This is a genomic window from Halobacillus sp. ABA4_118, from assembly GCF_056160205.1.
On sequence record NZ_JBSWWS010000001.1, the window covers coordinates 2,901,480 to 2,915,485 of the forward strand.

At 49.9% G+C, this 14,006-nt stretch carries 15 protein-coding genes; 10 read left to right on the forward strand and 5 right to left on the reverse strand.

Annotation, left to right across the window (positions count from 1 at the left end):
• Positions 1-19: 19 nt before the first annotated feature.
• Together ACXAGL_RS14670 and ACXAGL_RS14675 are read right to left on the reverse strand one after the other, a co-directional pair.
• On the reverse strand, positions 20-199 hold the full coding sequence (locus ACXAGL_RS14670) for a hypothetical protein (protein WP_474968082.1): 180 nt from the start codon (positions 197-199) through the stop codon (positions 20-22).
• 224 nt (positions 200-423) lie between these two features.
• Entirely contained in the window at positions 424-1,380 is a 957-nt protein-coding gene (locus ACXAGL_RS14675) for an alpha/beta hydrolase (protein ID WP_474991565.1), read from the reverse strand.
• A 157-nt stretch (positions 1,381-1,537) separates the two neighbouring features.
• On the opposite strand from ACXAGL_RS14675, the gene ACXAGL_RS14680 reads away from it, so the two are divergent.
• The 7 genes from ACXAGL_RS14680 to ACXAGL_RS14710 all read left to right on the forward strand — a co-directional run bounded on the left by ACXAGL_RS14680 (position 1,538) and on the right by ACXAGL_RS14710 (position 7,926).
• A complete protein-coding gene (locus ACXAGL_RS14680; RefSeq protein ID WP_474991566.1) occupies positions 1,538-1,966 on the forward strand; it encodes an Rrf2 family transcriptional regulator in 429 nt (142 codons plus the stop codon).
• 101 nt (positions 1,967-2,067) lie between these two features.
• Positions 2,068-2,865, forward strand: coding sequence for a helix-turn-helix domain-containing protein (locus tag ACXAGL_RS14685; RefSeq protein WP_474991568.1), 798 nt, complete (start codon positions 2,068-2,070; stop codon positions 2,863-2,865).
• Between the two features lie 198 nt (positions 2,866-3,063).
• On the forward strand, positions 3,064-4,074 hold the full coding sequence (locus ACXAGL_RS14690; RefSeq protein ID WP_474968086.1) for an ABC transporter substrate-binding protein: 1,011 nt from the start codon (positions 3,064-3,066) through the stop codon (positions 4,072-4,074).
• A gap of 15 nt (positions 4,075-4,089) precedes the next feature.
• The gene (locus ACXAGL_RS14695; protein WP_474991570.1) at positions 4,090-6,114 is read left to right on the forward strand and encodes an iron ABC transporter permease; all 2,025 of its coding nucleotides are present in this window, start codon (positions 4,090-4,092) and stop codon (positions 6,112-6,114) included.
• 186 nt (positions 6,115-6,300) lie between these two features.
• On the forward strand, positions 6,301-7,269 hold the full coding sequence (dapF, locus tag ACXAGL_RS14700) for a diaminopimelate epimerase (RefSeq protein WP_474971710.1): 969 nt from the start codon (positions 6,301-6,303) through the stop codon (positions 7,267-7,269).
• Positions 7,270-7,272: 3 nt separating this feature from the next.
• On the forward strand, positions 7,273-7,668 hold the full coding sequence (locus ACXAGL_RS14705; RefSeq protein WP_474968089.1) for a secondary thiamine-phosphate synthase enzyme YjbQ: 396 nt from the start codon (positions 7,273-7,275) through the stop codon (positions 7,666-7,668).
• 165 nt (positions 7,669-7,833) lie between these two features.
• Positions 7,834-7,926 (forward strand): putative holin-like toxin, encoded by a 93-nt coding sequence (locus tag ACXAGL_RS14710; RefSeq protein ID WP_422875628.1) that lies wholly within the window; start codon positions 7,834-7,836, stop codon positions 7,924-7,926.
• 378 nt (positions 7,927-8,304) lie between these two features.
• Here the strand turns inward: ACXAGL_RS14710 and ACXAGL_RS14715 are convergent, their stop codons facing one another.
• A complete protein-coding gene (locus tag ACXAGL_RS14715) occupies positions 8,305-9,546 on the reverse strand; it encodes a YeeE/YedE family protein (protein WP_474968090.1) in 1,242 nt (413 codons plus the stop codon).
• A 458-nt stretch (positions 9,547-10,004) separates the two neighbouring features.
• Between ACXAGL_RS14715 and ACXAGL_RS14720 the strand changes: the two genes are divergently transcribed.
• Positions 10,005-10,241, forward strand: a complete 237-nt coding sequence (locus ACXAGL_RS14720; protein ID WP_027953760.1) for a hypothetical protein — start codon at positions 10,005-10,007, stop codon at positions 10,239-10,241.
• Between the two features lie 75 nt (positions 10,242-10,316).
• Here ACXAGL_RS14720 and ACXAGL_RS14725 read toward each other — a convergent pair whose 3' ends face one another.
• Positions 10,317-10,838: a GNAT family N-acetyltransferase gene (locus ACXAGL_RS14725; RefSeq protein WP_474968091.1), complete on the reverse strand. Its 522-nt coding sequence runs from the start codon at positions 10,836-10,838 to the stop codon at positions 10,317-10,319.
• A 61-nt stretch (positions 10,839-10,899) separates the two neighbouring features.
• Positions 10,900-11,400, reverse strand: a complete 501-nt coding sequence (locus tag ACXAGL_RS14730) for a 3D domain-containing protein (RefSeq protein ID WP_474968092.1) — start codon at positions 11,398-11,400, stop codon at positions 10,900-10,902.
• A gap of 279 nt (positions 11,401-11,679) precedes the next feature.
• Here ACXAGL_RS14730 and ACXAGL_RS14735 point away from each other — a divergent pair, with 279 nt between their 5' ends.
• Positions 11,680-12,831 carry a zinc ribbon domain-containing protein gene (locus ACXAGL_RS14735; protein ID WP_474968093.1) on the forward strand — a complete coding sequence of 384 codons (1,152 nt, stop codon included), beginning with the start codon at positions 11,680-11,682 and terminating at the stop codon, positions 12,829-12,831.
• Positions 12,832-12,843: 12 nt separating this feature from the next.
• The gene (locus ACXAGL_RS14740; protein WP_474991571.1) at positions 12,844-13,998 is read left to right on the forward strand and encodes a S1C family serine protease; all 1,155 of its coding nucleotides are present in this window, start codon (positions 12,844-12,846) and stop codon (positions 13,996-13,998) included.
• Positions 13,999-14,006 lie beyond the last annotated feature (8 nt).

A 14,006-nucleotide genomic window follows, 5' to 3' on the forward strand; every position in this document is an offset into this window, starting at 1 on the left:
TTATTGTTATCCCTTATCCTCAGCTTTCTGCAGGCATTAGGGAATGGTCGTTGTTTCCGCATTCCGGACATTGTGTCCAGACAACGTAGGTTACTTTTTCGTCAAAGTTTTTCTGTACGACTTTAATAACTTTCAGCTGGTGATGGAAGCAGCTTGTGCAGCGATCTTTAACCAACTGTCCGACTTTCGTTTTCATCATGTGTATCACTCCTGAACTCTTAAAGATTAGTACCGAAGCTTCAAGAGTTTTTCCAGTATAACGTATTAGAAGGAGCAGCGTCAAAGAAAGTTCGGCTTATGCTGTCTATTTCCGTTGACTTGTTTATGTTCACTGGTTTGTACTACACGGTCCATGGTCAGCCGTGGAGGCTGTCTCGCATTTTTTAAACCATAAAAAGACCGCCCCGGTACAGGGGCGGTCTTTTACGTTTGGACTCGGGTCTGTGCGTTTAACCCTTTTTTCAAGGCTTGGATATATTCGTCTTTCGCCCGGACGGCCAGATCTGCATCCGGGTTAACTCCTTCAAAACCGTGATAGGCTCCTGGGAACAGGTGGAATTCTACATCTACACCAGCTTCGGCGAGCTTTGTCACATAGGCCATCGTCTCACTTCGGAATGGATCGAGCTGACCGACGCAGGTATACGTATAAGGCAGGCGGCTGTAATCCGTTTCTCTTGCAGGGGCGGCGTAAGAGGGAACGTTGTTTGTCCCATGCAGGGGTCCAAGGTACATCTGCCATCCAGCTTCATTCGTTGTTTGGTTCCATATCATGCCTTCCTTGATTTCCTTTGCAGATGGGGTATTGTTCCTGTCATCAATCATCGGATAAAGAGGCATTTGAAAATGGATGGATGGATAGCCGCGGTCTCTTGCGAGCAGAGTTAAGGCAGCGGTCAGCCCTCCACCGGCACTTGCTCCTGCCACACCAATCCGGTCACCGTCAATATTCAAGGTCTCTACATGGCCGGCCATCCATTTCAGTGCGCTGTAGCAGTCTTCGATGGGGGCCGGATACGGATGCTCCGGAGCGAGGCGGTAATCAACAGATACGACGACGCAGCCGGCCTCTTTAACAAACTCAGCACAGAGCGGATCGCTGCTCTCCACAGTACCAAGCACATATCCACCCCCGTGTATCCATAAAAGGGCAGGGAGTTTCTCGTCCCGTTCAGCCGGCTGGTAGATTCTGAGTTTAAGGGAATGGTTGTCCGGACCTGCAATGATTTCGTCGTGAATGGACAGTGAATCATCCGGAGGAAGAGGGGAATACATCTGGTCAAATCCTTCCCGGATGGACGGCAGGAATTCAGGTTTGAGATCAATATCCTGGAACGTGTCCAAGCCGGGAAGAAGCGATGGATCTACACGATTTTTCATAGAAACACTCCTTTTTGTAATCGTTTTCAAATAAACAAAAAGAAACACACAACCCTAAGACTTTAATTGTGATGATTGTTGCACAATTAAATCATAAGCCTATTATGCTATAATAGTCAATAGAATTTTCAGAAAATAATAAGGGGGAGAGGATCTTATGCAGTTGATGATTCAATCCGGCGATTTAGGACCGAAATGGTTCCATGTGGCTTTGAGGACGCTCGTACTGCTGGCTTCCTCTGATACGATGTTGAAAAGCCATCACATGGCAGAAAAGATGGGGGAGGATCCCACATTCGTAAGGAAGATTTTATCGAAGCTGACCCATGCAGGTTATGTAACAGCACAGGGTGGAAGATATGGAGGTTATCAAATGGCCAAGTCTCCCGGTGAAATTACAGTGAAGGAAGTCTATCAAGCGCTGGGAGATACCCGGATCACACCGTTTTACACCGTGCAGTCGACAGGCGTCGAGTATTTCATTGCTCAGATGATCAGTCATGCAGAAGCACGCTTTCAGGAAGAGTTGGAACAGTTTACGATCCAGCACCTTCTCGATCAGAAAGATGGACGGAGGAAATCTTAAGGTTTTCTCCATTTTTTTGTGGAAATTTCAAAAAGATAGACACCAACTCCCATCCTGGTTTCGATTATCGTGTATACCGGATTTTTTGGGAGGCGGAACAAATGATTGGGATAAACATAAAGGAACAGCAGCGTTTCCAGACAAAGCAGGAGCTCGACCGGCATGTACGGAGTTACTTATACCAGCGAAAAGCCTTTTTATCGGAAGGAACGATGGAAGTCCTCCGCTATGTATGGCGGCACGCTGTCAAATTTCCAGGCGTCGCTTTCCCGAAACGGTCGACCATCGTTTCGGCCGTCTCCTGTAGTGAAAGCACGGTCGTCCGCGCTCTCCGTACTCTCGAAAAAGAAGGCCTGATAGAGAGAGTGAAAACAAAAAAGCCGAACGGCCGGCAGGGAGTGAATTTGATCGTATTTCTTCCACAGCCGGATGTTTTTTTACCTTCCGATGACACCCCTGATGATCCCCTTCGTGACACCCCTCTACCCTCTGCTGAGTCAAGCGGCTCTAGGTCCCATCCCTCCAAAACCCTTCAGGAAACAGAGACGAACCTGAGAAAAGCTTCTTTTAGTAAGGTTGACCCCCTCGATCATTCCCACCTGCCATCGTTCATTGCCATTCCATTTATTGAAGCCGCGCGCCCTTTTCTATCTCCGTCTGATGTTCTTAAAGCCTGGCGTACGGTTGAACGTGCGTGCCGCCGGTTGGAGGTCGAGGTGATGGATTACATATCAGAAGTTGTATTAACATTTAAGCAGGCGGTTTTCGCCTGGAAGCATGGATGGGTGAAAAAAGGATTATTCCCTTATTTTTATGGAGGACTCGTCAAACAACTACATGCAGCAGTGAAGAAAGAAACAAGGAAAAGATTGGTGGGATATGACTGGGTGGATAGCTGAGAAGTTTTTTGTCGAAGGAAAGGAGGTATAGAACCGAAGAGTCTGAAAAATTCCAACAACCGGCATTGACAGGTGCGGGGGAGTGGGGTAGCATATGAAATGTAATGAGATTGAGAATCTTTATCATTTAGTTGATTTAAGGGTATAAAGAGAACTGGATGATGGATTCCGAATTGAATAAAAGAGAGGATGCTACATATGAAGAAATTTTGGCTGTTTGCACTTATACTCGGCCTCGTTCTGCTGGCTGCCTGCGGCGGAGGAGAGGAAGAATCAGCGGAGGAGTCCTCCGGAGAGGAAAGCACAGAAGAATCCTCTTCTGATGAGAGCCGCTCTGTAACGATTGAGGACGCTTCAGGAGAAAAGACGATTGAAGGCACTCCTGAGAAAGTGGTCGTATTAGAGTGGACCTATGCAGAAGATCTACAGGCGCTTGGCATGGAACCTGTCGGCGTTGCTGAACTGGACGCCTACGGGGACTGGGTGAACGTCGGGATTCCATTCAGCGACTCTGTTGAGAATGTAGGGACACGTCAGGAGCCGAATCTGGAAGCGATTTCCCGTTTGGAGCCTGATTTGATCATCGGTGTCCAGTTCCGTCACGAAGCGATTAAAGAAGAACTTGAGAAAATCGCTCCAACGGTCATGTTCGCTCCTTATTCTGAGGAAGCGGCTCAGGATCAATTTGCCAACATGAAGGAAGAATTCAATACGGTTGCAGAAATCGTTGGTAAACAGGATAAGGCTGAAGAAGTCCTCACTAATATGGAGGATACGTTCTCCGAGCAGCAGTCCCGTTTAGAAGAAGCTGGTAAAGAGGGCATGAACTACGTGCTCAGCCAGTCCTTCACCCTGCAGGATACGCCGACACTGCGTTTGTTTACAGACAATTCCATGGCCGCTCAAGTGATGAACAATATGGGCATGACGAATGATCATGAATCGGAAGAACTGGAAGTGTACGGGTACACGGAAACAACGGTGGAAACCCTGCAGAACTATCAGGACACGAACTTTTTCTACATCGTGCAGGAAGAAGACAACATCTTCGAAAACCAGCTGGCCGGCAACCCGGTATGGGAAGAACTGGCCTTCGTAAAAGAAGACCGCACCTATCAAATGCCGGGGGATGCCTGGACATTCGGTGGACCGCTGTCTGCGGAAGTGCTGGCTGAACAGGTCGTGAATGCGGCACTGGAAGAAGAATAAAGTGAGTGTGTGCACATGAACACAACGATGAAGAACACAATAATGGCGGTCTCCACCTTCGGGGGTGGAGCCGCATTGTTGTGTCTTTTAACTTTTATACATATCAATCAAGGAAACGTGGATCTTCCTTTTGCTACGGTGATGGATGCACTTTTCCGCCCGGAAAATACGTTGGAGCACCATACGGTAAGGACGCTTCGATTACCCCGGGCCGTTATGGGGATTCTTGCCGGTGGAGCTCTTGCTGTATCCGGTGTCATCCTGCAGACGGTCACGAAAAATCCGCTTTCTTCATCAAGTACGCTCGGCATCCACTCCGGTACGTACTTTGCTGTAGTCGTCACAACGATTTTTCTGCCGGCTGCATTGGTCGGTAATGGCATTCTCACGGCCTTTCTGGGCGGGATATTGACATTCGGTTTTGTCTACGTTCTATCCGGAGGTGGAGATGCGACTCCGGTGCGTATGGTACTGGCGGGGATGATTGTCACCTTCTTGTTTTCCTCCCTGACATCGGTCCTTCAAATCTTTTATGAGAATGAAACGCGTGGTCTCTTCCTGTGGGGATCAGGGACTCTCGTTCAGAACGACTGGGGCGGAGTGGTCTTTTCGCTTCCGCTTATAGCCGTGTGTGTGCTGATTGTTCTCGCTTTTTCAGGGAAATTAGACACACTGACTCTCGGCGATGACGTGGCGACGGCGTTAGGGCAGAATGTGAGAAACGTGAAGCTCATCACCATCCTGGCTGCGGTGCTGCTGACGAGTGTGACCGTCAGCATTGTCGGACCGATTGGATTTGTCGGTCTGATCGCCCCCCATTTAATGAAGCTGATCGGCTACAGGTCACATCTGCTGCTTATTCTCGGCTCCTTTTTGTGGGGAGGAAATGTGCTGCTGCTTGCAGATGTTCTCGCCCGTATCATCGATCCCTCTTTTTCTGAGCTTCCTGTTGGGGCGATCACGGCGCTTGTCGGTTCGCCATGGCTCATCTGGCTTGTCCTGCGGATGAAGCGCAGCAATTCTCAGGACAGCGGAGCGGTGATGGCCGGCCGGAACTCGATCAGCATGCCTCTTGGAAAAGTGCTTCCTGTTCTGGCAGCCATTATCCTGGTGACTGTTGGTGTCAGTCTCGTATCAGGGAACTACGGATTTGAGCCGCTCGTCGGTTTTCAGGCTTTCTTCGGGGAAGGCAGCACGTTTATGCAGGACATGATCGTGAACTTGAGGCTGCCGAGGGCCCTCGTGGCCTTGTTCAGTGGAGCGGTCCTTGCATTGAGCGGACTCATTTTTCAAGGGGTGCTGAGAAATCCACTCGCCGACCCGTCCGTCATCGGTATAACCTCTGGTGCCGGAGTAGGGGCGCTTATGACGATGTATTGGTTCAGTGTATCTGCCATCTGGATCCCTGTCGGAGCTATGGCCGGAGCGGTGGTCTTTTTCATCATCGTGATGGTTCTCGGCGCCAAAGCTGAGTTCCAACCGACGGTGCTCGCCCTGCTCGGCATCGGTATTTCTGCTTTCGGGTCTGCGCTTATCCAGATCATGGTCGTGCAGGCTGATCTTGGTGTGGCCTCTGCGCTTACATGGCTGTCCGGGACAACCTATGCAAAAGGGTGGGACGAGCTTATCCAGTATTTGATCTGGCCGATGCTGCTCCTTGTCCCTGTTCTTGCCTTTTCCATTAAAACGCTTGATGTTTTAGGTCTTGGGGATGATACAGCCAAAGGGCTGGGGCTGCGTGTAGTGAATGTGAGGTTCCAAATGGCACTGATGGCTACGCTTCTCGCAGCTTCCAGTGTGGCGGCTGTTGGTTCCATAGGTTTCGTAGGATTGATTGCCCCGCACCTGGCCCGGCTGCTGGTGGGTAGTGCCAATCAGAAGCTGCTGCCGGTCACCATGCTGATTGGCGGCGTGCTCCTGGTGACGGCGGACTTATTGAGCCGGACGCTTTTGGCACCTAACGAAATTCCATCAGGAATCCTGGTGGCCATCATCGGGGCCCCATACTTCCTTTGGTTGATGAAAAGAAGGTCTGCATGAGGGTATCATGCCTTCAATCAATCGTGAAGGATGGGTGGTTGAACAGCAGGAAGACAGGGGATCAGCGCCCCTGTCTTCTTTCTTACGTTCACCTCGGACTTTTTACAAAATTCAAACGCTCACGCTTCATTTCCGAATGAAATATGCTAAGATAGGGAGAAAAAAGAACGTGAAAGGGAGAGGATTATGAAGCTGCCATACATCAAATGCCACGGGTCAGGGAACGATTTCATCCTCATCGATGAAATCGAGCATGACTTTACATTTACCGAGGAAGAAAGAAGAGAGCTGTCGCTTTTGTTATGTGATCGAACGAATGGCATCGGCTCCGATGGCATTTTATTTGTCATGCCGAGTGAGAAAGCGGAAGGCCGGATGCGGATGTTCAACTCCGACGGATCGGAAGCGGAAATGTGCGGCAACGGTCTCCGTTGTGTAGCCCGCCATATGATCGAAAAGCTCGGACATACATCGATTGCGATCGAAACGCAGGAAGCGGTCCTGCCTGTAAGCCAGGTCGCTGAAATTTTCCCGGATATCGATACGTTTTCGGTTCAGATCGAGCCGGTATCGTTTGCCCCTGCTTCCCTTCCTATGATTCATGATGGAGAGCAGGCGGTGGACAGTGCTATCCCTGAACTTTCTGATAAGCGGACATTCACTGCCCTCAGTGTGCCGAATCCCCATATCGTCAGCCTGATGGATAACGTGGATCAGGTTGAGCTTGAACGAATCGGCCGCCGCGCCAACGAACTGCCTGAGGTTTTTCCGAAAGGGGTGAACGTCAGCTTTGTCCAGGTGCTGGAGAAAAATAAAATCTTCGTCCGCACGTATGAACGAGGCGTAGGACTGACGAATGCCTGCGGTACAGCCATGTCCGCCTCGTCGCTCGTATCCACCATCCTGGGTCCGAACGATCTTGATACACCGATTGTCGTCATTAATAAAGGTGGTCTCGTCAACTGTGTTGTTGAAAAGAACGACGGACGTTTCTCTATCCAGCTGCGCGGGAATGGAACGAATGTATACGAAGCTGTGGCTGATGTTGATCTTGAAAACAGCCGCTTCGGGGTAACAGGACAAACGTTTTTTGATAAGGAAAACGAAACGTATGAAAAACTGGAAGCTTATGCTGCTTCCGAAATTGGAGGGTAACCGATGTTGAAGACGTTTCATGTACGCACGGATCATCATGACCAAATGATTGATGTGACCAGCCAGGTGCAGGACTGGATCCGTGAAGAAGGTGTGAAGGACGGCGTCGTCATCGTCTCTTCCATGCACACGACCGCCGGGCTCACGGTAAATGAAAATGCCGATCCTGATGTGAAAACCGATATGCTCCGCCGTTTCCGCGAAGTGTACCCGTGGGATCAGGCCGAAGATAAACATGCAGAAGGCAACACAGCTGCGCATATGAAAACGAGCACCGTCGGTCATGCACAGACGTTGATTGTAGAAGACGGCCACCTTGTACTCGGCACGTGGCAGGGACTGTACTTCTGTGAGTTTGACGGCCCGCGCAGCCGTAAATTCGTAGCTAAAGTGTTATAAGTGAAAGAGCAGGCACTGCGCCTGCTCTTTTTTTAGGTAGAAAAGCCTGTCACATTCGGGCAGCAGGCCATGCTATAATTTAGAAAGGATAGTGGTTCCTGCCAGTTGAATAGGGTGTCGGCTGATCCCCATGTCTCAAAGATGGAGGGGGTGATGCCTCTGAGTATGTATGAATCGCTGATGGTGATGATCGCGTTCAGTTCCCTGATCGTGTCTTTGCTTGGTTTGATTGTAGCGATTTTACGCATAAAAAAATAGACTCCCTATTCTGACGTGAATGCGGGTGAGTCTATTTTTCATGTAGGCTGCGCCCTTTGGCAGGCCAGCTATCCGTAGAGGGGATCACAGTGCCAGCTGTGGTCCCTTTTCTTATGTGTATCCTTTATCTGCTTTTATCATACCACATTTTCCGGAAAAAGAAACCTGAACGAGCGTTCCTGTCCTTTGCCAGACTGCGGGATATCGGTCTTTTTTCGGTTATATCAGCCGAAACGGCGCTGATATCGGTCTTTTTGTGGATATATCGGTCACATCCGCAGCATATCAGTCAAACCGCGGATATATCGATTTTTTACCTCTGACGCAGCCATATAAAAATATCCAGCACGCCTGAACAAAGGCATGCTGGATAATCGATCAGCAGATCGAATCTTTCGGGTTCGGGTTTTTCAATCCGAACAATGGCCGCAGGAAGAGGGCGAGATACGTTCCGATCAGCGCCATAATCATCCACACCCAGCCGTGCAGGCTGAAGGAGGCAATACCGCCGAAATACGCACCTATGTTACAGCCGAAGGCCAGGCGGGCGCCGTATCCCATGAGGATTCCGCCGATGATGGAAGCGAAACCGATCCCCGGTTTGATTTTACCCGGCTTGAAGTTCCCCTGCGCACTGGCAGCGATAAAGGCACCAAGGATGATGCCGAAGTTCATGACACTTGTAGAGTCTGCAAGCACCGTCTGATTAAGGGGCGCTGGGTTCTCAGACCAATACTGCCAGCTCGCCACATCGACACCGAACATCTGGATGAACTGGGATCCCCAAAGTGCAAACGCAGATGTAATGCCCCACGGGTTTCCGCGGACAGCAAGGGTGATGGCGTTCAATACACCGAGGGCGACAGCGGCGGCGAGAAGCGGCCACGCGCCACGCCATAGACGTTTAAGCCCGGTGGTCGTTTTCAATGGTTCCATCCGCGGCGGGTTCTTTTTCCTGGCGAACTTCACCGTTACACCGTAAATGCCGAGGAAGATGAGAAGCTGGAGAATCCACCCTCCGAAGTAGCCGAGTCCTGTGGATTCAGCAAGAGAAATCGCAGGAAGGGCCGGAGTTTCCCGCCAGAATCCGATGTGATAGGCACCGAGGACAGACCCTGCGATAAAGCCGAGCAGAGTCAGAACCATGGAAGACTTTCCACCACCGACCGTGTAAAGAGTACCAGATGCACAGCCGGAACCCAGCTGCATCCCGATACCGAAGATGAAGGAACCGAATACAACACTCACGCCGACAGGGAAAACGTACCCTTGCGGAGTGGTTCCGGTGAAGCTGAAGCCTGTACCTAAAATGATGGCAAAGCCTGTCGTTGCGACAGCGAGCATCAGCATGTGTGACTGCAGTCCCTGGACGTTACCGACAGAAAGCAGCCGCCGGAAGGCTGATGTAAAGCCGAATCGTGCGTGAAGCAGCACGAGACCGAAGGCGAGTCCGATGATAAACAGAACCCCCTGCGTAACATTGGTCATGCTGATAATTGTTATGAATAAAAGCAGGGAAGCGATGATGCCAGCCCACATGAACGGCTTTTGGACCGGATCAAGCTGGGCAGGAATCGTAGACCGGCTGGACGCCGTCTGATGAACTGCTTGTTGCTGCATGTGCTATTCCTCCTAATTCCGATTTGTTTAATGAGCTTTAAACATTCTAACCGACCAGTCTTCTATTTGTAAACCAGTTTGCATACAATGGTTGTACAAAGAGAACACAGATCATTCTTTACGGAGATTTAACACTATATGGCAGATACAAGTGGTACACTCAAAGTGTGGACAGGAAGGTTGAATACAATTATTGGAGGGATGTCTTATACCTGTCGTTCGCTCATATGTCACTCGCTGGTTTTTCTTTGTTTGTATCAACTCAAACCGAAGAACTTCTTGGCGTACATCAGGCGCACCTCCCCCTACATAAAATATAATGAAAAGCGGCGCGTTACGCGTGGCTTTTTTTGCTTGATCTGCATAATTTTCATGCAGGAAAGGGAATTCTACGATTAGCAGACAAAAAAGCCGGGTATGGGTACATTAATAAGCCTACATAGGAAGGAATGAATGCAATGCCGAAGAAGAAGGAATGGCACGTAATTTTCCTGTTGGACAGCAAGAGGGTCGTCACCCACGATCTTGAATTGAGTGAGGAAATGGACGAAAAAGAAACCTCCGAATTTATTGTCAAACAGCTGGACCGTGGCACATGGTGGTTCCTTGAGGATGGCGTAGCGCTTCACACAAGCGGAGTGGAAAGCTTCTATCTTGACCGCTGTGCCCGACGCACACGTTTCAGCAGAGATTGACGCCCACCTTTCTAAATTATGGGGAACGATTGAGAAGTATGATAAAAAGACCGGATGATGTTCATCCGGTCTTTTTCATGTTTCCAGAAAAGGCTGGGAATAATGGACAGTGCCGTTGATGTCTTTCAGGACGCCGGGCTGCAGTTCAAGAGCCATGAACGACTCTCCCGGTACTTCAAATGGCGCTTCAATACCCCAGTGGGAGGCGGGTTGGAAACCGAACTTCGGATAGTAATCCGGGTGGCCGAGGACGATGACAGAAGAAAAGCCGAGCGCTCCGGCTTTTTTCAGGCCGTGTTGAATGAGCGATGAACCGATTCCCTCGCGCTGCCTCTCCGGGTCCACGGCTGCCGGTGCAAGGGCGAGGGATACGTTATCTCCAATCGTGATTTTGGTGAGCAGGAGATAACCGATGATTTCACCGTCATCAACGGCTGTTAAGGCCAGTTCAGGAATAAAAGCTTCAGAGGTGCGCAGTCTTTCGACCAGCAGGTGCTCGGTATGATCGCTGTGCTCTTCCAGCGCAAATGCACGTTGAATAAGTTTTCCGACGGACGTTACGTCAGACGGCTGTTCCTGTTGAATGAGTACAGGCATAAAAAAACTCCCTTCGTTATCTAAAAGGGAGTTTCTCACAATCGGTGTCTATTTAAAAGGATTATTCCAGAATTTCCACTTCGATCTGACGTCGCCCGTAATCAAAGGCATCTCTTTCCTCTGCCATAAATAAGTCGATCCGGTGACCTTCGATATCTCCCCCGATGTCTCCGGCTGTGGCTGTTCCGTAGCCGGGAACCCGGACGGTCGAGCCGAGCGGGATGACGGAAGGATCGACAGCAATGACTTTCTTGTCAGGATTGGCGCGAAGATCGATGCCGGTGTAGGTCGTTCCACTGCAGCCTTCACAGAAAGCGGTATAGGCTGTCGCTTCAACGGCTACCGTCCGTTTCACATCATCCTTTTTGTTTTGCGAAGCAAAGGAGGCTTCTTTTTCTTCTTTATCTTCAAAGCGGTTGTGCTGGTCTTCTTTTTCATCGAGGATGGTTGCTTTTTTATCAACAGGCTGGGCCGTCTTATCGGTTTCCTCAGCACTTGAAATATGGTCGATTCCGGAAAACAGGGTAAGCATGACAGCAAAGGATAGGAAAAATTTCATCATGTCATCCACCTCTTTCGCATTAGATCTGAGAGCAGTATAACAGGTGTGTCTGTAGATAAACAAATACAAAATACCTACAGATTGATTACAGTTCCATGACATTCGACGGACGCGGGTTTTCTTTTGGAAGACGGGACCGGGACGCAGGGAGCATTCGTGAAAAAAACGAAAAAAGGGACGATAGACGTTTACGAATCTATCAATGGTCATGCTATAATAGTTGAGGATTATGTACGATTCTGGATCACAAGAAAGCTGTGAAAAAAGGAGGACCAGACCATGATCACATGTCCTCAATGTAACCATGAAAACGCCGAGGGATCGCGTTACTGTTCCCAGTGTGGAGCATCCTTATCAGAAGAATCCCCGGCTGATGCTGAGAAGAAACGATCGTGGCTGCCCATTCTTACACCTGCGATAGTCCTTGTTGTGGTGGGGGCGGCCCTTTATTTTGTCTATGACCAGGAAACAGGGATAAATGAAGATGCAGCCTCGTGGAAGACGGAAGCAGAGGAAGCAGCCCTTGCCGGAGATTACCGGGAAGCAGAGAAGCTGCTTACGCGTGCCATCCAGGAACGTCCGGATGCAGAGGCGCTGCAGGAGGAGTTGACCCACGTACAAAGTGTGCTCCGTATGGAAAAGGAACTGGAAGAAGTGTCCAAGCTGCTCGAAGAAGGCAGCCTTTCAAAAGCGGATGACCAGCTGTCTGAAGTCCAAACAGCCTTAAGACAGGAAAACGGGCGGATCTATCAGACACTTGTACCAACAGTGAATGAGATGGATTCCAGATTCACTCTACAGGAAGTGAACGAGGAACTTTCCAAAATTACAGATGTGGATGAGCTGGCTGCCAAACTGAATACCCTTTCGGATTTGAATTTGGAAGAAGCAGCCAAGGTCCGGGAAAAGATTTATGAAAAAATCGTCAACCGTTCCACGAAAACGGCAGAGGCAGCGGCTGAGAACAAACGATACACTGAAGCCATCGCTCTGATTGATGAAGGTCTTCAGTACGTCTCGAACGATGAAAAGCTGATCCAGCTGAAAGAACGGGTGCAGCAGGAGAAGCAGGCGTTTGAACAGGCCGCTCAGGAACGTTTGGAAAGTGCGATGCAGCAGGCCGCCAAGGATGAGCTTCGTAATGAAACCGAAGCCTTGGAAGTAGTGGATATCCAAATGGAAAAAGATGAATTCGGTGATTATAAAATCAGTGGCGAATTGAAAAGTCTGGCCACCCAGGTGATCAGCACAATCAGTGTGAAATATGACATCAAAACACAGGACGGAGAAGTCGTCCGGTCAGAATCCGCCAAGGTGTACCCCAACTACTTAAATCCAGGCAGTACAGGCAAGTTTGAGAAAATGTACTACAACCTGGAAGAAGGGGAATACATGGTGGAAATGACAGAGCTGGAATGGTTAGTAGAATAGGAGGATGCGGCAATGAAACGCTCCTGGATGATCAGCCTGATCGTCTCTTTACTTATCGTCGGAGGCGGTACGGCGGGCGTTTTCTATATTCTGGACACGGTGCCGGAACAATTGGCGGTGTCGGCTGTACTCAATCAGCCTCCTGAAGAAGATGAGAAAAACGCAGAAGTGCCAAAAGAAACACAGGACATTATCTATGAATCTCAAAAGCTTGTCGTCCAGATTGAACTTCCGGACGGCACGATCGGCTCCGGGTTTTTATACAATGACAAGGGTGATGTGATTACGAATGCCCACGTCGTCGCCAACGCCGAAGAAGTCTCTGTTATTACGACGGACAGTAAAAAGATGCCGGGGGATGTTATCGGGGTGAGCCGCGATACAGATGTTGCGGTTGTCCGTGTACCCGGCCTTGAGGGGCGCGATCCGCTCCCGATCCGGACAGAGGGCTATGCCGAGCTGCTGGACGAAGTGCTGGCGCTTGGAAGTCCACTCGGTCTGCAGAATACGGTGACACGCGGTGAAATCAGCGGCGTGGACCGGACGCTGGATATCGAGCCGTTCCATTACGAAAACATGTATCAGATTTCTGCGCCGATTTCCCCGGGGAACAGCGGTGGTCCGCTGCTTGACCGGAACACGGGCGAAGTAGTCGGAATCAATTCAGCCAAGCTGGATGAGGAAACGATCGGTTTCAGTATCCCGATTGCGGATGTGCTGCCGATGGTGGAGCGCTGGAGCGAAACGCCGATGGAATCGCTGCCTGAATTCCCTGAGCTGAATGAACAGGTGCAGTCTCCGGTTACCGGTACAGATGCAGAACAGGCGACGTACATGGTGCAGTATTTTTATGACAGCATCAACCAAGGCGACTTTGTGACGGCCTATTCCCTGATCAGTTCAAGCTGGCAGGAGAAGACGTCGTTTGAAGAGTTCCGTTCAGGCTATTACAATACGCTGAGTGTATCCGTCGATAACCTTGTCGCTGATCCGAAGGACGATCAGGTTGTCGTGACCGCCTTCATCACTGCTGAAGAAACCGTGGATGGAGAAGTCAAGGTTAAGAAATATAAAGTGGTGTATCCGATTCAGAAGGAAAACCAGTCGGTGAAGATCATGCAGGGATCCGGCGAGGAAATCAGTAACGAATCCAAAGAAGAAGAATGACGAAACCA